Source organism: Sphaerisporangium rufum (assembly GCF_016863395.1).
Lineage (GTDB): Bacteria > Actinomycetota > Actinomycetes > Streptosporangiales > Streptosporangiaceae > Sphaerisporangium > Sphaerisporangium rufum.
This window is the reverse complement of sequence record NZ_BOOU01000101.1, coordinates 24,924-42,766: the sequence shown is the minus strand read 5'-3', so window position 1 is coordinate 42,766 and position 17,843 is coordinate 24,924. Positions and strand designations below refer to the sequence as shown.

The window sequence follows — 17,843 nt, the reverse complement described above, 5'->3', positions numbered from 1 at the left end:
ACCCCACGTACGAAGAGGTCTGCAGCGGCCGCACCGGGCACGCCGAGGTGGTGCGGGTGGTCTACGACCCCGACCAGGTCTCCTACGAGGAACTTCTGCGGGTCTTCTGGGAGGCCCACGACCCGACCCAGGGCATGCGCCAGGGCAACGACGTCGGCACCCAGTACCGCTCGGCCATCTACACCCACGGCCCGGCCCAGGAGAAGTCCGCCCAGGCGTCCCGGGACGCCTACCAGCAGGTCCTCACCGCCGCCGGCTACGGCGACATCACCACCGAGATCACCCCTGCCCCCGACTACTTCTTCGCGGAGGAGTATCACCAGCAGTACCTCTGGCGCAACAAGAACGGCTACTGCGGGTTGGGGGGTACCGGGGTCTCGTGCCCGGAGGGCATCGCGCCTGCGGGTGAGTGAACCGGGAGGTCTTCAACGAGGTCTCGGTGCTGTGGGCCGAGCACAGGGGGCAGTTCTGCCCGGACGATCTACGTGATTTCGAGATCAACGGGCAGCCCGTCATGCTGCTCGATCTCTACATGGCGGGATGCCTGACCAGCTACGTCGGGAGTCGGCACGCCGCGTTATCGGCTACGCAGCTTCGGACCGTAAGGGAGTGCGCCCGAGACCTGCGGGCGCTTCTCCCACGCGTCCGCCGACGCGAGAACCGGGCCTACGTCGCACGGTTGCTCCGTATCGCGGACCTTGTCGTCCGGGATGCAGCCGCAGGCGACGACTACAGAGAGCAGTAGCGGCGAGGACCTTCTCTACATGGTTAAAGGCGGCCCGCTGGGCGCGCCGGTCGGTCTACGTGCCCGGCTGCGGCTCGTTGGCCGGTCCGGGCACGCACCGCCCGACGCGCTTGAAGAAACTGCAGCACCGGTGCCGCGCCTAGCAAACCCTGATCAGGGTGGTCGCAAGCTCCTATCTGTCCGAGGTCTCCACCCGCCGCATCGACAAGCCCGTCGAGCCGCGCAGCATTACAATCGGAATGACCCGGAATTTTCCCGGTATCAGGTACGTGGGAGAGAGGCGTACCAGCGGGGCCAAGAGACATGTACATGGAGGCCAGTCTGGTCTTTATTCAGACCTCCGGTTCGGGTTGATCATCGACAGGAACTCCTGCGCCACTTGGAGCGGGTCTTTGTAGTGGGGGTTGAGCATGACGAAGATCGTGGCAACCACCCACGCGATCGCGAACACTGTGGCGCCATCACGGTAGGCATCCCACCAAGCGGGCATCGGTAACTGGCCGGTCGCCCATACGGCCGCCGGGACCAAAAGTCCCACGCACACGAGGCGGAGAATGCGGACAAGGAATTTGAGCACTCCCTTCGTCGTTATGTGTGTTTCGTTCTTCGGTAGCGGGAGGTGCCCGTAATCGGCACATACAATTACAGTGGCCAATTTCCTCAGATTCTCCTGGAGTGTCACTCTGGTGACACCGGTGGCGAGGATAGCGTCGATTTCGTACTCCTGTACCGCTCGCGCCGCCAGCCTGCATCGCGATCTGAGCATGTCACGACCGGCTTGATGGAAGGAAGGCAGGGTAGCAGGAAGGTGCAAACCGATCAGATTGGAAATCCGACCGAAGATCTGGGAGAGACGTTGTCGCTCATCTGGTCCTAGATAAGGGGTTTCGGACATTGTCTCAAGTGCCCATAGGATCTGCCGCAATGCCATGGCCTCGGGCCACCTGCGAGTTATCCGGATCTCCGCCATTAGAAGAATAGGGCCACTGATAAGCGCGCCAAGCAGCATCGACCCATAGATGGATAAAGAGGTTATTCCCACCTCCATCCATGGAAAGCTTTGAATCATTGAGGCTCCATGGCCTGGCCAGGCTAGAGCGAAGAGTGCCAGGCCGATTGTGAACATGGCTACCGGTAGCGTCAGGAGCGCCGCCAGCCCCTTGAACGTGCGTACGATGACCGCGAAGTACATGGCTGCCGGGATCGCGAGCGCGATGTAAAGACAGCCCAGTGTCCCCACAAACCCCAGGCCGAATAGTCGGTTGCCGACCACGAAAGGGCCCACTAAGCCGATCGCTGCATTCGGGATCATCGCGATCGCGAACGCGCGGGACCTAGCCTGCTCGCTGGCTCCATATTGCTTCGCGAGTTCGATGAATCTTGCACGCCCGTCTCGCGTGAGGTTCCCTTGATCGTCCAGCACCGAGCGGCGCGACCGATGGAACGCCATTACCGCACTCCTGTATGCGTGGGAGCGCCGACGCGGACGGATCGGTCTGTCAGGCAACGTTCGTGCAAACCTCATCGTGCGCGTAGCCAGATCCGAGACCCTAGCTACGAGCACCTCCACGTCGCTCTTCCAGGCATCTGACATCTCGCTCACGAGGTGGGGATCGGGTATGTGACATCCATCTGTCCTGGGGTCTCGATGGAACGACCGCTCTGAGCAGCCGCTTCGCAAGATGAACCGGCAGACCCTTGGTCGGCCGGAAGACCGCCACCTGTTTGGGCTTGGCGTTCAGCAGGTGTGGTCCGACGGGTGGTGGGTGCTTTCTCCGACATAGCCGAATGGTCTCAGAGACCTGCCCCGAATTCCGGCTGTTCGACGTCTACGGTGCGACCTCGGCACGGCGGCACCGCCGAAGTGGCCCTCCATCCTGCGGTCCGTAAGGCCGGTCAGCCGATGGAGGGTCTGTGCGAGCCATTAGTTTTACGGTCCCGGATGTGGGCGCCGCTCTCCTAAAAGGTGATTTGCGGGCTACTGCAGGGCTTCCATTCCTCGGGCCTGGGTGGTGCCAGGGTATGGGCTCACCTTGCCATGGAACTCGGGCTGGCGTCGGCCGGGTGCTGTACAGAAGTGGGTACAGCAACGCCGCCTTACATGTTCAACCCTGGCGGTCGTCTTCTACTGTTTGAGCAGGGCGAGGGGTGTGTTGTCGGGGCTGGCGCTCGTGTGCAAGCAGGACGTCAGGAGGCGGCCGGTGCCGGCCCGCGGCCGCTCGGTGGTGGTGGGCAGGTCGCGGCGCCCGCCGCTTCGAGCATCCGTCGTACCGGACCGTATCCGCCACCTCTGGTACACGCTGCCACCAACAGCGACTTGGTGGCCGCGCCTTTCTGAGGTGGGCGGCGGCACGCCGCGGCAGGTTTGCAGGACCAGCAGACAGTCACCACGACGCTGCCACGATCGCCAGTTTCGGCTGATCTTCGCGCCTGGCCGGGGGCGATCGAAGGGCTGGTACTTCGTTCCTCAGCACCAGCCCACCGGACACGCCATGCCGGGCGCGGGACCGGTGACCGGTATCGGTGATACCCGGGACATGGAAAGGCCCCCGATGACGGAAGCACCGGGGGACTGTGATCCCTGGGTACATATCCCTTGGGGGCTGGTTACCTTGATCGGTCTCCTTTCTGCCGAGGAACGGGGAGAACGGCGGCGCGGCACGAGGAAGAGGCCACCTCCGGCCCTCGCCATCCAGAGGAACCCGCCGCGCCGCCGTTCTGGCTCAGTGGCGGGTCCCCATGCCGTCCATGGGGGCGACGCCGATCCTTCGGGCGGCCTCGTTCAGGCCATCGGGATCCAGGTCCCAGCGCTGGACCAGGCGCAGCGCCTGCTCTTGCCGGGCACTGTCGGCCACGGTCTGGGCGGCCTGCCGGGCGGTCCGCCGCAGCGCGCTTTCGTGGCCGGGTGTCGGTTCGGCCGGCACTCGGGGCCGGGGACAGGCCAGTGACGGGGAGTCGGCTGCCCGGCGCCGGTAGGCGCACTGAAACCACACCGTGCGTCCGGCCGGGTCGGTGTAGACACCCCAGTTCCGGGCGATGACGTCTACCAGCATGAGCCCGCGCCCGCTCTCGCCGAAGGGGTCGCCGCACACACGCGGTTCCGTCTCGGCGCCGTCGTCCACCACGTCAATGTGGATGAACTCATGGCAGTCGGCGATAGCGAGCGTGACCTTTCCGCCGTCGCGTGATGCGGAGTGGATCACGGAGTTGGTAACGACCTCGGACACGAGGAGTGTCACGTCCTCCAGGGCAGGATGATCCTCGCCGAGCCTGTCCCGGATCCAGGCGCGGGCGCGGGACGCCGATTCCGGCGAACCGGGCAAGTCGGTGACACCCAGCAGGATGCCGGTGGCTGTCTGGTAGGGATGGGGCGGAATGGGCCTAGGCTGTGCCATGGATCGCACCTCCAGCGTGCGGTCAAGGGACCCGTACGGCGTGACCGCGCCTGCGGGTCCCGTTGTCTCTGACGTCGCATCCATCACAGCGCTCAGTGCACGGGCGCCGACAGTCCGGATAGGGGAGACTGGGGGAGACAGGCAGATCCCGCGTTCTCCCCCACAGGAGTACCGATGGAGGATGTTCCAGTCTGGGCGGCTCGCCTCCGTGCCGAACGGCGTAACCGGCTCTGGTCGCAACGGGAGATGGCCCGGCGGCTTTGCGACGCGGCTGACGACCACACTCGGGTACGGCTCCCCGAGCGCGATTCCATCGTGCGGCTGATGAAGGACTGGGAAGCCGGCCGCCATCGCCCCGCCGACCCGTACGCGCTGCTGTACTGCCGGGTGTTCGACATGGACGAGCGCGAACTGTTCAACGAGGGCGGGCCGCGACCGCGCCGCCTGCCCGCCGACGTCCTCAAAGACCTTCTCGGGCAGGAGAACCCGCTCGGCAGGGTCACCAAGCGCAAGGCGCGGCGCGTCAGCTCAGAGGCGGTCGCCGATCTGATGTCACGGGCTCACGGCCTGCGGCTCGCCGATGACGTGCTGGCCGGCGGCGATCTGATCCGGCCCGCGTTCCGGGAGCTCGACACGGCCGTGCGGCTGTATCGGGAGAGCACGCATACCGAAGCCGTGGGGCACACCCTTTTGGTCGCCGTCGGCGAGATCGCGCAGATCGCCGGTTGGGTGGCCAGCGACGCCGGGTTACCCGACCAGGCGGCTCGTACGTACCGGCTCGGGATCAGCGCGGCTCACGAAGCCGGCGACGGCGTCCTTGAGTCCAACCTCGTCGGATCGCTGGCCTACCAGGTGGCGAACTCCGAGAACCCGGGCGAGAGCATCGAGCTGGCCCATGCCGCCCTGGACGCGGCCGGCCCCGACGCACCGGCACGCGCCCGGGCACTGTGCTGGGACCGTCTGGCATGGGCGTACGCGCGCAACGGCCAGGCGCAGGCGACTATGCGGGCACTGGGCGAGGCCGACCAGGCATTGGCCGGCGACACGCCTAGGGATGACCCCGGGTACCTATACTGGGTCGACGCGGGAGAACTCCGGATCATGAAGGCGCGTGCCTTCACCGAGTTGCGCCGCCCGCTACGTGCTGTGCCGCTGCTGACGGACGTTCTCAGCCGCTACGACGCCACGCACGCCCGCGAACTGGCCCTCTACCTGTCCTGGCTCGCCGTCGCGCTGGCCGACGCCAACGAGCCCGAGGAAGCCGCGCAGGTCACCGAACGCATGCTCGACGTGTCCGCCGACGTCGCGAGCAACCGGACCGCCGAGCGGACCAGGGTCGTCCTCGCTCGCCTCAGACCGCACAGCGACGTGCCGCAGGTGCGAGACCTTCTCTCTCGCATGCCCGCCCGGTAGCAGAAGGCGCCCGGCGGGTTGACCGGTTCCCGCCGGCCGCACCACGCGTGCCGGGATCAGTCCCCGTCAGCCTGGAAGTTCCTGAGTGACGCCCCTTGGTAACGTTCGGTATCACAGCGATTCACGGAAGGTAAGAGGGGCTAGGCGCGATAGCGCTTAGACTGCTCACGTGAGCGTGCAACGTGAAGAGCTCCATCATCTGATCGATGAACTGCCAGACGAGCAGGTCGGGCGGGCCCTTGCGTTGGTGCGGGGGAGTGTGCCGGCTCATGGCTCTCGTCAGGCCGTCCTGGCGACGTTGGCGGGGGTCCAGGAGCGGATGAGCGGCGTGACGGGCCTGGACGAGGAGTTGCAACGCCTGCGGGACGAGCCGCGTGGCTGAGGGATACATCGTTGACACGTCTTCCTCCGGTGGTTCGTCGACCAGGACGGGTACGAGCACGCCCGCGAGATTCAGCGGGCCTTCCTGACAGGTGGGCTGCGGCTGGAGACCGTCGACTTCGCGCGTGTCGAGGTGGCCGAAGTGCTTCGTAAGAAGGGGCTGCGTTCTGGTCGGCTGGACAGAGCGACGTTCCTGGCCGCGACACGTGTGATCGATGACCTCGCTGTGGTGGTTCATGTCTGCGGTGTCGATCGCATTCAGAGAGCAGCGATCCTGGCCGTTGATTACTCGCTGCGGATGTTCGACGCCCTGTTCGTGCAGGCCGCGTTGGAGCGACAACTGCCTTTGCTTACGACTGATGCGAGGCTCGGCCGTGCGGTCAACGCGCTCGTTTCAGTCGAAGTCCTTCGAGGAGTATCGGTCGACCCTTCGCACGCCTGAACGGCGAGGTGACGGCGATGATGAACTATTGCCTGAGGCGAGTCGCCACCACCAGCAGTACTTGCACAAAGTCCCCAACGGCTACTGCGGCATAGGGGCACCGGCGTCAGCTGCCCCGTCGGCCTGACCACCGGCGAAGCCTGAGCCGCTCGACCACGGGCCGCATCAAATCCAGGTGCGGCCCGCAGGTACGTGTCCGGCTCCACCGGGAAACGGCCCTCGATCCGCTCGGACTGTTCTTATCGGGATTCCCGCACCAAACCCTAAGGCAGGGGCTCCGCACCCCGAACCCGCGCGATGCATAGGGCCATGAACACAGCAGATCAGTCATCTGCCAAGATCGTGAGCCGTTCTTCCTTACGCAGATGGCGGGAGCGATGACCAGATAGTCGCGTCGATCGAGAGTCGAGAGGCGTGCCAGGGGCCGGACCACTTCCCCGGGCAGGCCGCCGCCTGGCCTCTGGCTCAGGCCGCCGACCGGAGCCCGGCGGGACGACGCCGGAGAGCGGGGTCGAGCAATGCCGGGGGCTTGTACTCCTGGTCGAGCGCGCTGACCTCGGTGCCCGGCGGGACGATCTTGTCGATCCGGTCGAGGATGTCGTCGGACAGCTCGACGTCGGCCCCGGCCAGAAGGTCGTCGAGGTGTTCCATGGTGCGCGGGCCGAGGAGCGCGGCGGTGACGCCTGGATGGGCGATGGCGAACGCCATGGCCAGGTGGGTCATGGGCAGGCCGGCCTCCTCAGCGAGCGGGATGAGCTGTTCGACGACGTCGATGCGGCGCTCGTCGGTGAGGTGGCGGGAGAACTGGACGCGTTTGAGGTCGTTCTCACCGCCCTTGCGCACCCGGCCGGTCAGCAGGCCTTGGCCGAACGGGCCCCACACCATGACGCCCATGCCGTACTCCTGCGCCAGCGGCAGGACCTCCCGTTCGATGCCGCGGTTCAGGATCGAGTACGGCGGCTGCTCGGTGCGGAACCGCTGCAGGCCGGCGCGTTCGGCGGCCCACTGCGCCTGGACGATCACCGAGGCGGGCGTCGTCGACGAACCGATCACGCGCACCTTGCCGGCCCTGACGAGGTCGGTCAGAACGGAAAGGGTCTCCTCCAGGTCGGTGTCCGGGTCAGGCCGCTGGAGCTGATAAATGTCGATGTGGTCGGTGCCGAGCCGCCGCAGGGAGTTTTCGACAGCGGTGGTGATCCAGCGGCGGGAGGCACCCTGCCGGTTGACGTCCTCGCCCATGGGCATGCCGACCTTGGTTGCCAGGACCACCTCGTCGCGGTGGCCCTTGAGGGCCTTTCCGACGATGTCCTCGGAGTCGGCGTAGCGGTCGGCGGTATCGATGAGGTTGATCCCGGCGTCTATCGCCTTGTGGATGATCCGGACCGACTCGTCCGGGTCGTTGCCCATCTGGCCGGCGAGCATCAACGTGCCGAGTGCGTAGGGGCTGACCTTGATCCCGGTCCGCCCGAGGTTGCGATACTTCATGTACGTGCCTCTTTCGGTCTCAACCGGTGAGTGGGTCCTCCCGCCGGCCACCGCCCGTCGGCCGGTACGTCCACCTTCCGCGGACCCGTGGGCATCGACCAGCACCCGCCGCAGCCAGTGGACCCGGAGTACCACGACCGGACGCGGCCGATTGCCCATACTGAGGAGATGACCGGATCCACCGATCTCGGCAGGGCCCTGCACGCCTGGCGGGATCGCACGAAACCGGCCGAGGCCGGCCTGCCGGACGACGGACGCCGGCGCGCGCCAGGCCTGCGACGTGAGGAGCTCGCCCTGCTCAGCGGCTTGTCCGTCGACTACATCGTGCGGCTCGAACAGAGCAGGTCGACGAATCCGTCCCCCCAGGTATTGTCCGCGCTGGCTCGGGCGTTGCGGCTGACGACGGCGGAGCGTGAGCACCTGTTCGTGCTCGCCGGTCAGGCGGTGCCGGGCCCGGGGCAGATTTCCGACCATGTGCCGGCAGGCGTCCAGCGCCTGCTGGATCGGCTGACCGGCACACCCCTGAGCGTGTACGACGCCGCATGGAATCTCATCACGTGGAACCGGTTGTGGGCCGCGGTGTTCGGCGACCCTCCCGTGTCACGCGGCTTCGGGAGGAATGCCGTGTGGTGGTCCTTCGTGGAACCGCCCGCCGGATACCCCCAGGCGGTGAGCAGGGAGACGGGTCACCGCGCCGCCTTCATGTCCGACCTGAGAGCGGCTTCGGCTCGCTATCCGAAGGACGCCGGACTGGCCGCACTGATCGATGAGCTCCGTGCCCGCAGCGGTGACTTCGCGGCGCTGTGGGGCTCCGGCGTGGTAGGTGTGCACAAGTCCCTGACCAAGACGGTCAGGCACGCGAGCGTCGGCGAACTCACCCTCGACTGCGACATCCTCTCGGCGCTCGGCACCGATCTGCGGATCATGGCCTTCACCGTGGCGGAGGGCGGCGAGACCGCCGAGCGGCTGCGGCTACTAGAGGTCGTCGGCCTCCAGGTTTGACGAGCGCCGGAACGGACACATGATCGGAGAGCGTCGCCACCGGCAGATTCATCGCCCGGCCCTGCTCAGCCCCATCAAACGCGGAGGGGTTCGCTTCTCGAGGATGGCACTTGGCGGGCTCCAGCCCAAACGCACGACGGGAACTCCACCGCCTTCCCTGATCGTCGATTCGGCTCGGCGGCCGCCTCCCCTCATCTGGAGATCACCTTGGCCGCTACGTATGGTGTCTAGATAGTTACCTGCATAGTTAGCGCATGACGGTTTTGCATGATGTCACCGAACTGAGCGTCACCGAAGCCGCCCAGCGTGGGGTAGCCCGTCTGGTAGCCGACGCCGAGAACGGAACCGACCTGGTGGTAACCCGCCGGCACCAGCCGGTGGCAGCGGTGGTCAGCATCCGACGACTGGAGGAGCTGGAGGAGGCCGCGGCCGACCTTCGAGACCTGGCCCTGGTGCTGGCACGTTCGGTCACAGACGCCGGCGAGCGCGTCGCGCTCGATGATGTGCTTGCCGCCTTCGGGCAGACGCGGGAGTCGCTGGCCGCGATGCCGGATGACGAATAGCCATGTCGGACGTCGTCTTCACCGCCCGGGCGGTCGATGATCTCCGGCGAATCGCCCCCGATGCCGTACCGAAGGTGCTGAAAAGATCCTCCTTCTAGTCGAGAATCCCGAGGCGGGGTTACCCCTCGCTGCAGTAGCGGATAAGTCGATTCACGACCGAAGCTCGTCAGCGATTGTGTCCAACCGTCCATCTGAACGCTGCGGCCGCGTGGTTCGCACCTTGGCGAAGGTAGAAGCGATGCGCCTCGGTTCGTGCGATGCCGGACTCCAGGAAGACGTAGTCGGCGCCATGCTCTTGCGCCCACGTCCTGGCGGCTGTCAGCAGACTGGCCCCGACACCTCGGGAGCGCCATTCGGGGTGCACGGCGAGATCCTCGATCGAAGCCCGGCGACCGAAGCGCACCGAGAGGATGTCCAGGTAGACGCTGGCGACGCCGACCAACTGGTCCTGAGGCGAGCGGGCTTCGAACAGGGCGACGTTCTCGCTCGCGAGGACCTGGGCGGTGCGCTCGACGGCGCGGTCGCGGTCCCAATCCGGAGGCCGGCTACCGGGCGGGTCGAAGAGCCACTCCAGCCCTCTTACGAACTCCGCCTCGGTACCTGGCTGGGGCCGTCTAATCTCGATGTTCATTAGATCATTGTCGGGGCTGAGCGGTGGTCGATGTCCCTCGGCGTCATGCATCCACTCATCGGTATGAGCGGAAGTGCCGCCGGGCGACATGATGGCCAGTCCGCGTAGAGCTTGGGTTGGACCGAACCACGGGGCTTCCTCCGGAACCGGCACCGCCACCCCCGCCGCCGTCTGCCCGATCGCCGCAGCCGGCATGGGCACGGTGGCCCAGCCGGGCGGAGCATCGCCAGGCCCGCCCGGTCCGTCCAGCCAGATCACGGCGTGGAAGTGGACCAGGCCCCGCGGACCCGACGAGGTTGACCGGCGGGTGGGTGAAAACTGACCCGGCGGATGTGAGGGTCACGGTGGCGAGGTGGAACCGCTTCATCGGTGGGCCTTTCCGGAAAGAGACATCTGGCGGAGGCCTTCGTCCACCGTGGTGACAGGCGCGTAGCCGAGGTGGGTGCGGGCGCGGGTGATGTCGTATGTCCGGTCGCGGCCCATGAAGGTGATGATCCAGTTGGTGAGAGGCGGCGGCGTGGTGCTGCGCCGGGCCTTGGCGGCGGTCTCCATGAGCGTGGCCAGTGTCGATGCGATCAGGCGCGGGACGCTGCCGGCCTTGCTCACGTCGAGGCCGCGGGTTGCGAGCAGCGAGGTGAAGAAGTCACGGGCGGGCATGGGTCTGCCGTCGGTGATGTAGCAGGTGAGGCCGTGCTCCCCGCGTGTCGTGGCGAGGGAGATCGCGTGGGCGAGGTTGTCGAAGTGGCAGAAGTCGACCAGGTGCCGGCCGCCGTCGATCCAGGAGAACCGGCCTGCCTCGACCGACTCGACGAAGCCCTGCAGGTTGTTGGCCCCGCGCTTTCCCCATAGGAAGGGCGGCCGGAGGATCACCAGCGCCGTGTCGCCGTGCGGTAGGGCGAGTAGCTCCTGCTCGGTACGGAGCTTGACCCGGCTGTAGGCGATGTTCGGCCGGCCCGTCTCGGAGGTCTCGTCGATGGTGCTCGCGCGGCTGGTGCCGGTCGAGACGCTGGCCGCCGAGAGCAGCACGAAGCGCCTGACTCGGGCGGTCACCGCTGCCTGGTAGAGGGCGCGGGTGGGCACCAGATTCCGTTCGACGAACAGGTCGTCCGGTCCCCAGAACTCCATGTAGGCCGCCGCGTGGACCACGACGTCCATTTTGTCGAGGATGTCGAACCAGGCCGGCGCGGCGGCGCCGGTGAGCTCTGCCAGATCGCCGCGCACCGGGGTCGCCCCGGCGGCCGTGACCGTCTGCGCGGCCGAGTCGGATCTCGCGAGGGCGTGCACCGTGTGTCCGCCGGCCACCAGCTTCCGGATGATCGCGTCACCGGCGGAACCGGATCCGCCGGTCAGGAAGATGTCCATAAGCGTCCTTCGAGGTCATTCGTAAGAGTTGACATTGTCATCTGAAATGCAAGCCTGGCCCACAATGTTGACAATGTCAACTGGATAGGATGCTGCCGTGATCAGCCGCGTTGAGTCCGCCGCCGCCACCCGCCGATCCCTGCTGGATGCGGCGGCCGCGTTGCTGAACGAGGGCGGACCGGAAGCGGTCACGCTGCGAGAGGTGGGATCACGGGCCGGGGTCAGTCGAGGTGCGCCCTACCGGCACTTCCACGACAAGGACGACCTGCTCGCGGCGATCGCAGCCGAGGCCTGGGACAGGCTCGCCGACGAGGCGGTGGCGCTGAGCGCCGACCCGGCGCGTCCGGCGCACGACAAGCTGCGCGACATGCTCTCCGGCATGCTCACCATCGGTCGCGAGAAGCCGCACCTCTACCGGTTGATGCACCGCGCGCCGGCCGCCGAGGAGATGCTCCGGGCGGCGGCACGCAGCCAGGACCCGTTCCTCACCGTCCTGAGCGATCTGGTCGGTCCGGACCGGGCCCATCACTACGGCGCACTGCTGCTGACCAGCGTGCACGGAATCCTGGGCATGGAGGCGAGCGGCCAGCTGAGCCGAGAGAAATGGCGAACCGACGCCGACGAGATTCTCGAGACCCTCCTCGGCGCGCTCCCCGCCGGCTGACCGTCGTGCCCAGCAGCCATCTGACCCGGATTCGCCGCACGCACCCGCCTCGGCCATCCCCCGGGTGGGACCAGATCACTTTCGCAGAACCCACGCGTGCCTGGTTCCCACCGGGGATCGAGACTCCAGGACCTGCCCGGTCAAGGTAGGTCAGGGCGGGGGAGTACACCCAGGAGGGTGGCGGTCAGGGCCAGCTTCAAGGAGTCCTTCAGCTCGAAGTGGAAGCGGGCCAGTTCGGGCTGGGCCTGGTAGGCGGCCTGCAGGCTGGGCGGGGGTGTGCTGTACGCCGACAGCGCGCCGGCCATGACCATGGTCTGCAGGCTGAACAGCGTCGCGTTCTCGCCCAGCTCCGGCAGGTGCTGCTGGATCAGGGCGGCCATGGTCGTCAAGCGGTCCAGGGAGGCGCGCTTGTAGCGGGCCACGACCTCGACGGAGACGTTGTGCTCCAGGACGCTCCCCTGTGCGCCGAACAGGTCGCACAGCACCGGTCGGCCGGCGAGCGAGCGGCTGAGGATCTCTGCCACCGCTTCCGCTCGCTCGGCCATGGGCAGTTTTTCGTCGATGCCGGCGGCCAGCTCGCCCGCCAGTTCCGCCAGCCACTCCTGCAGGAAGCGGTCCAGCAGTTCCAGCAGCACCGCTTCGCGGGACTCGAAGTAGCGCAGCACGTTCGGCTTCGCCAGGCCTACCCGGCGGCTGAGCTCGTTCAGGGTGACCGCGGCCACGGGCATCTCGTGGAGCATCGCCGACGCCGTGTCGAGGATCGCCCGCCGGCGGATCTCCCGCTGCTCTTCGGTTCGCGCCCGCTGGAAACTCACGATCTCCAGCCTAGCTTAAGTACCCCCGGTACGTTGACAATGTACCGGGGGTACCTTACTGTTGCGGGTAGAAGATACCTTCGGTACGTTAGATGGGAGTCCGGTATGGACAAGAAGTGGACGACGGCGAACATCCCCGGCCAGCAGCGGCGGGTGGCCGTGGTGACCGGAGCCAATACCGGCCTCGGATACGAGACCGCCAAGGCGCTCGCCGAACGCGGGGCGTCGGTGGTCCTCGCCGTGCGCGACGTCGAGAAGGGCGAGCGGGCCGCCGCTCGCATGACCGGCGACGTGACCGTGCAGGCGCTGGACCTGACCTCGCTCGACTCCGTCCACACCGCTTCGGCGGCGCTGCGGTCCCGCTTCGACCGCATCGACCTGCTGATCAACAACGCCGGCGTGATGTACACCCCGAAGCAGACCACCCGCGACGGCTTCGAGATGCAGTTCGGCACCAACCACCTCGGCCACTTCGCGCTGACCGGGCTGCTGCTGGATCTGATGCTGCCGGTGCCCGGCTCCCGCGTGGTGACGGTCAGCAGCGTGGGCCATCGCATCCGGGCCGCGATCCACTTCGACGACCTGCAGTGGGAGCGGTCGTACAGCAGGGTCGCCGCCTATGGCCAGTCCAAGCTGGCCAACCTGATGTTCACCTACGAGCTGCAGCGCCGGCTCGTCACGCGCGGCCATACCGTCGCGGTGGCCGCCCACCCCGGCGTGTCGAGCACCGAGCTCGCCCGCAACTCGCCCGCGGCCCTCCGGGTTCCGCTCACCTGGCTCGCGCCGCTGATCACCCAGACGCCGGCGATGGGGGCCTTGCCGACGTTGCGCGCCGCGACCGACCCTGCCGTGCTGGGCGGCCAGTACTACGGTCCCGGTGGACGCTTCGAGGTCATGGGCCACCCCCGGCTGGTCACCTCCAGCCCCGAGTCGTACGAGGTGGCCGTCCAGCAGCGGCTGTGGGCCGTCTCCGAAGACCTCACCGGGGTGAAGTTCCCCGTCGTTCGGTCCGAGCAGAACTCGTCCGCCGCCGGATCGGCCATCGCGATGTAGCCCGCACCGGCCGGAGGCGCCGGCTCGTCGCAGCGTGACCGAGCGGGGACGCCGAAACCGGCGAGGGCTCGCACTCCGCTTCGGCTCCGTCCACGTGCCCTGAGTGGACTCCCCGAAGACCTCGCGTCCGTGAGCGGACTTCGGGGGCGTTACCAGGGGACCACGCCGGCGTCGTCGAAGAACGCGCCGGTCGGGCCACCGTCCGGCAGGGTGGCGAGCCGGATCGCGATCGCCGCCCCCTGCTCCGGCGTGCGCACGCCGCGGAAGCCGTTGAGGTCGGTCGCGACGAAGCCGGGGCAGGCCGCGTTGATCAGGATGGGCGTGTCCCGCAGCTCTTTGGCGTACTGAATGGTGACGGCGTTGAGAAACGTCTTGGACGGCGCATAGGCGACCGACAGCGGCCCGATCACCGCCAGGTCGGCGGACGAGGTCTGCCGGGTGAGGGAGCCGACGGTGCTGGACATGTTCACGATCCGCGGGGAGGCGGAGAGGCGCAGCAGCGGCAACATCGCATTGGTGACGCGGATGACGCCGATCACGTTGGTCTCCACGGCCGTCCGCACCACCGACGGGTCGGCCCTCGTGGGATCCTGCGGCATGCCACCGGTCACCGCCGCATTGTTGACCAGCGCGTCGAGCCGCCCGGCGCGCTCGTCGACGAGCCGGGCGGCGTCGGCCACGCTCGCGTCGTCGGTGACGTCCAGCGGCACGCCGAACGCGTCGACGCCCGCCGCGCGCAGCTTCTCCACGGCCGATTCCCGGCGTTCCGCGTCCCGGGCGCCCACCCCGACCCGCCAGCCGAGGCCGCCCAGACCGGCGGCGATCTCGTAACCGATTCCCTTGTTCGCGCCGGTGACCAGCGCGATCGACTGTTCGCTCATGCCTCGATCCTGGCGGCGCACCGGCCGCGGCTTCCAACACCGCCTGGGTACCCGGCGATACCTCGGCGGTATCAATGTGGCGCCGGACAAGCCTGCTCCGCCGTACGGTGAGGGCATGGAGACGCGGGAATTGCGGTATTTCGTCGCGGTCGCCGAGGAGCTGCACTTCGGGCGGGCGGCCCAACGGCTCGGCATCGCGCAGCCGCCCCTGTCTCGGGCCATCCGGCAGCTCGAACGCAGGCTCGGTGTCCTGCTGTTGACCCGCACCAGCCGCGCCGTCGCGCTGACCGAGGCCGGCTCGGTTCTGCTGCGTGAGGGCCGGGCGGCCCTCGACGCGGTCGAGGCCGCCGAGCGCCGCACCCGGCGAGCCGCGACCGGCCGGCCGGGCCTGGTCTTGGTGACCAAGGCCGGAGCCGTCGGCGAGCTGCTGGCCAAACTGCTCGACGCCTACGCCGCCGAGCCGGATTCCGTGGCCGTCGAAGTCATGCTGTGCGGGGTCGCCGAGCAGGAGCGGTTGCTGCGCGACGGCCGGGCGGATGTGGCGCTGCTGCATCTGCCGTACGACTCGACGGCCGGGTTCGACACCGAGGAACTGCACGCGGAGGGACAGGTCGCCGTGCTGCCCGCCGGACACCCCTTGACCGACCGGGCCGAACTGCGGATGGCCGACGTCGCCGACCTGCCCGGACTGCCACAGCCGTGCTGGCCCCGCCAGGACGGCATCTACGCCGACGGGCCCGGCCCGCGGGTGCGCGACCTCGCGCAGCTGTGTCAGCTGATCGCGCTGGGCCGCGCCTCGGCGATCATGCCCGAGTCGTGCCGCACCCAGCTACGCCAGGACCTGGCCGTGGTGCCGGTACCGGACGCGCCGGTGGTGACGACCGTGATCGCCTGGCCGCCGCACAGCCGGTCCCTGGCCCTCGCCTCGTTGATCCGCACCGCGACCAGACTCTGAAGCGGGTGCCGGCAGCACCGGGTCTGTCCAGCCTGCCGGTGTGGCTCGGGTCGATCGGACACCGTACTCGCCAGGTCGTTGATCTTCGGCTCGTCTCGGGGCAGCAGGTGATCACTGACCGCCGCCACCTGGCTGCGGGCGCCCGTTGTCCGTACGGTTCAGGTCGCGAGATCGTGCCGGGCCGGGCCGGGTCAGTCGACCAGGCCGGCGCGGTAGGCGGCGATGGCGACCTGGACGCGGTTCGTGGCGGCGAGCTTGTCGAACAGGTGAGAGATGTGGCTCTTGACGGTGGCCTCGCTCATGTTCAACCGGGCGGCGATCTCGGTGTTGGACCGGCCGAGCCCGACCTCGACGAGCACCTCGCGCTCGCGGCCGGTCAGGGTCTCCAGTCGGGCGAGCGCGTCACGGCGGCGCCGGATGGGCTGATCGGTGGTGAGCCGGTGGATCAGCCGCCGGGTGACCTGCGGGGACAGCATCGAGTCGCCGGCGTGCGCGAGCCGGATCGCCCGGATCAGGTCGTGCGGCGAGGTGTCCTTGAGCAGGAACCCGCAGGCTCCCGCCTCCAGGGTGGTGAAGACGTGCTCGTCGCTGTCGAAGGTGGTGAGGATGATCACCGCAGGTGGCCGGGGGAGCCGGCGGACGGCCGCGGTGGCGGCCAGGCCGTCGTACCGGGGCATCCTTATGTCCATCAGGACGACGTCGGGCCGCAGCCGGCGGACCGCGTCGATGGCCTGGCCGCCGTCCTGGGCCTCGCCGGCGACCGCCACGTCGGGTGCGGACTCGATGATGAACCGCAGGCCCGCGCGGATCAGCGACTCGTCGTCAACCAGCAGTGTCCTGATCATGTGATTCCCTCGGGAACGCGTCCGCGGCGTGCCACGGCAGCCGGCCCTCCAGCCGCCAGCCTCCCGCATCGTCCGGCCCGGCGCGCACCGTTCCGCCGATCAGCCGGAAACGCTCCGCCAGGCCCACCAGACCGACCCCGGCGCCGGTCCCGGGGCCCGGCCGCGGCGATGGTCCGTTGGCGACCACGATCGTGGCGCCCTCTTCGCGGCTCCCGGTCGCCGTGACCGTGACCGGGGCCCCGCGGGCGTGCTTGTGCGCATTGGTCAGGCCCTCCTGGACGAGGCGATGCGCGGCCCTGGCCGTTTCCGGGGGCCAGGTGCCGGTGTCACCCCGCAGGGTGACGGTCCCGCCGGCCGAGGTCCAGGAGTCCACCAGTCGCCGCAGGTCGGGAAAGCCGTCGTCATCTTCGGGCCCGGCGCGCAGCACCCCCAGGATCTTGCGCAGCTCTTCGAGCGCCTCCTGCGCGCTGACCCTGATGAGCGCCGCCTCGCGCTCGACGCGCTCCGGCCCCGCGCTCGCGTTCACCTCCAGGCCGCCCGCGTGCAGCGAGATGAGCGCCATCTTGTGCGCGAGCACGTCGTGCATCTCCCTGGCGATCCGGCCGCGCTCGGCGGACCTCGCCTGCTCGTCGCGCAGCCGCCGCTCGGTCTCGGCGCGTTCGGCGCGTTCGCGCAGCGATCGGTTCAGCTCACGACGGGTGGTGGCGTACGCCCCTGCCGCCAGCGTGACCCCGGTGGCGGCGACCGCCGAGATCAGCGCGTCCGTGCCCCACCGGCCGCCGTCCACCCACTGCTGGGCCAGGAACCCCGCCACGCCGATCACCGCCAGCACCAGGAAGCGCGGGCCGGCGCCGGCGTACAGGCTGATCAGTAGCGGTCCCGGATTACCGGACAGCACGTACGCGCCCGCCCCGGCGACGGCCACCGCGACCGGCCACCGGCCCCGGAACCACAGCGCTCCTGTGCCTGCCAGCCCGGCGGCGGCGATGACGGGCCGCGGCAGCGGCGCCCACGGCGTCTTCACCGCCAGGACGGTGAGGAACAGGCAGAGCGCCGTGGCGGCCGCGCTGATCGTGTGCGGCCCGAGCGCGGCCACCCGCCGCGGCGCCGCGCGGTACGACAGCATCGGTCCAGCGTAGCCAGGGTGACGGCGCGACACCTCCCACCAGGGTCGATGCCGGACGCCGGGCGACCTCCGACTTTCGTCGCAG

At 68.4% G+C, this 17,843-nt stretch carries 18 protein-coding genes and 2 pseudogenes; 11 read left to right on the top strand and 9 right to left on the bottom strand.

The genetic code is table 11. The annotated features are described in order from the left end of the window. Both msrA and Sru01_RS32755 read left to right on the top strand, forming a co-directional pair. On the top strand, positions 1 to 413 hold a 413-nt coding region (msrA, locus tag Sru01_RS32760), incomplete at its 5' end, for a peptide-methionine (S)-S-oxide reductase MsrA (protein WP_203994031.1). Continuing rightward, the gene (locus Sru01_RS32755) at positions 410 to 745 is read left to right on the top strand and encodes a hypothetical protein (RefSeq protein WP_203994028.1); all 336 of its coding nucleotides are present in this window, start codon (positions 410 to 412) and stop codon (positions 743 to 745) included. The genes msrA and Sru01_RS32755, both read left to right, overlap by 4 nt. A 328-nt stretch (positions 746 to 1,073) precedes the next feature. On the opposite strand, the gene Sru01_RS32750 is transcribed toward Sru01_RS32755, so the two are convergent. Continuing rightward, positions 1,074 to 2,195, bottom strand: a complete 1,122-nt coding sequence (locus tag Sru01_RS32750; RefSeq protein WP_203994025.1) for an ATP-binding protein — start codon at positions 2,193 to 2,195, stop codon at positions 1,074 to 1,076. 1,273 nt (positions 2,196 to 3,468) lie between these two features. After that, positions 3,469 to 4,140 carry an ATP-binding protein gene (locus Sru01_RS32745; RefSeq protein ID WP_203994022.1) on the bottom strand — a complete coding sequence of 224 codons (672 nt, stop codon included), beginning with the start codon at positions 4,138 to 4,140 and terminating at the stop codon, positions 3,469 to 3,471. A 174-nt stretch (positions 4,141 to 4,314) separates the two neighbouring features. Between Sru01_RS32745 and Sru01_RS32740 the strand changes: the two genes are divergently transcribed. The 4 genes and pseudogenes from Sru01_RS32740 to Sru01_RS36705 form a co-directional block, all read left to right on the top strand. Next, complete coding sequence (locus Sru01_RS32740; RefSeq protein ID WP_239137943.1) at positions 4,315 to 5,553, top strand: NsdA family TPR-like regulatory protein; 1,239 nt, start codon at positions 4,315 to 4,317, stop codon at positions 5,551 to 5,553. Between the two features lie 169 nt (positions 5,554 to 5,722). Further along, a complete protein-coding gene (locus Sru01_RS32735) occupies positions 5,723 to 5,935 on the top strand; it encodes a hypothetical protein (protein ID WP_203994019.1) in 213 nt (70 codons plus the stop codon). Between the two features lie 27 nt (positions 5,936 to 5,962). Next, positions 5,963 to 6,376: pseudogene (locus Sru01_RS32730) on the top strand (type II toxin-antitoxin system VapC family toxin); the annotation flags it as partial. Positions 6,377 to 6,413: 37 nt separating this feature from the next. Next, positions 6,414 to 6,520, top strand: a pseudogene (locus Sru01_RS36705) (peptide-methionine (S)-S-oxide reductase MsrA); the annotation flags it as partial. 321 nt (positions 6,521 to 6,841) lie between these two features. On the opposite strand, the gene Sru01_RS32725 reads toward Sru01_RS36705, so the two are convergent. Next, complete coding sequence (locus Sru01_RS32725; RefSeq protein WP_203994017.1) at positions 6,842 to 7,861, bottom strand: aldo/keto reductase; 1,020 nt, start codon at positions 7,859 to 7,861, stop codon at positions 6,842 to 6,844. A gap of 168 nt (positions 7,862 to 8,029) precedes the next feature. On the opposite strand from Sru01_RS32725, the gene Sru01_RS32720 reads away from it, so the two are divergent. Further along, complete coding sequence (locus Sru01_RS32720; RefSeq protein WP_203994015.1) at positions 8,030 to 8,863, top strand: helix-turn-helix domain-containing protein; 834 nt, start codon at positions 8,030 to 8,032, stop codon at positions 8,861 to 8,863. A gap of 254 nt (positions 8,864 to 9,117) precedes the next feature. Further along, entirely contained in the window at positions 9,118 to 9,426 is a 309-nt protein-coding gene (locus tag Sru01_RS32715; RefSeq protein ID WP_203994013.1) for a type II toxin-antitoxin system prevent-host-death family antitoxin, read from the top strand. A gap of 166 nt (positions 9,427 to 9,592) precedes the next feature. On the opposite strand, the gene Sru01_RS36405 is transcribed toward Sru01_RS32715, so the two are convergent. Continuing rightward, entirely contained in the window at positions 9,593 to 10,315 is a 723-nt protein-coding gene (locus tag Sru01_RS36405) for a GNAT family N-acetyltransferase (protein WP_203994011.1), read from the bottom strand. 105 nt (positions 10,316 to 10,420) lie between these two features. After that, the gene (locus tag Sru01_RS32705) at positions 10,421 to 11,419 is read right to left on the bottom strand and encodes an NAD-dependent epimerase/dehydratase family protein (protein WP_203994009.1); all 999 of its coding nucleotides are present in this window, start codon (positions 11,417 to 11,419) and stop codon (positions 10,421 to 10,423) included. A 97-nt stretch (positions 11,420 to 11,516) separates the two neighbouring features. Here Sru01_RS32705 and Sru01_RS32700 point away from each other — a divergent pair, with 97 nt between their 5' ends. After that, the gene (locus Sru01_RS32700; RefSeq protein ID WP_239137942.1) at positions 11,517 to 12,083 is read left to right on the top strand and encodes a TetR/AcrR family transcriptional regulator; all 567 of its coding nucleotides are present in this window, start codon (positions 11,517 to 11,519) and stop codon (positions 12,081 to 12,083) included. Positions 12,084 to 12,223: 140 nt separating this feature from the next. Here Sru01_RS32700 and Sru01_RS32695 read toward each other — a convergent pair whose 3' ends face one another. Then, positions 12,224 to 12,898, bottom strand: coding sequence for a TetR/AcrR family transcriptional regulator (locus Sru01_RS32695; protein ID WP_203994006.1), 675 nt, complete (start codon positions 12,896 to 12,898; stop codon positions 12,224 to 12,226). 105 nt (positions 12,899 to 13,003) lie between these two features. On the opposite strand from Sru01_RS32695, the gene Sru01_RS32690 reads away from it, so the two are divergent. After that, positions 13,004 to 13,951 carry an SDR family NAD(P)-dependent oxidoreductase gene (locus Sru01_RS32690; RefSeq protein ID WP_203994002.1) on the top strand — a complete coding sequence of 316 codons (948 nt, stop codon included), beginning with the start codon at positions 13,004 to 13,006 and terminating at the stop codon, positions 13,949 to 13,951. Between the two features lie 149 nt (positions 13,952 to 14,100). On the opposite strand, the gene Sru01_RS32685 is transcribed toward Sru01_RS32690, so the two are convergent. Next, a complete protein-coding gene (locus Sru01_RS32685; protein WP_203993999.1) occupies positions 14,101 to 14,832 on the bottom strand; it encodes an SDR family oxidoreductase in 732 nt (243 codons plus the stop codon). A gap of 115 nt (positions 14,833 to 14,947) precedes the next feature. On the opposite strand from Sru01_RS32685, the gene Sru01_RS32680 reads away from it, so the two are divergent. Further along, positions 14,948 to 15,787 carry a LysR family transcriptional regulator gene (locus Sru01_RS32680; protein WP_239137941.1) on the top strand — a complete coding sequence of 280 codons (840 nt, stop codon included), beginning with the start codon at positions 14,948 to 14,950 and terminating at the stop codon, positions 15,785 to 15,787. 191 nt (positions 15,788 to 15,978) lie between these two features. On the opposite strand, the gene Sru01_RS32675 is transcribed toward Sru01_RS32680, so the two are convergent. Both Sru01_RS32675 and Sru01_RS32670 read right to left on the bottom strand, forming a co-directional pair. Beyond that, positions 15,979 to 16,632, bottom strand: a complete 654-nt coding sequence (locus Sru01_RS32675; protein WP_203993995.1) for a response regulator — start codon at positions 16,630 to 16,632, stop codon at positions 15,979 to 15,981. After that, complete coding sequence (locus Sru01_RS32670; RefSeq protein ID WP_203993993.1) at positions 16,610 to 17,758, bottom strand: sensor histidine kinase; 1,149 nt, start codon at positions 17,756 to 17,758, stop codon at positions 16,610 to 16,612. Before Sru01_RS32670 ends, Sru01_RS32675 begins: the two co-directional genes overlap by 23 nt. Between the last annotated feature and the right edge of the window lie 85 nt (positions 17,759 to 17,843).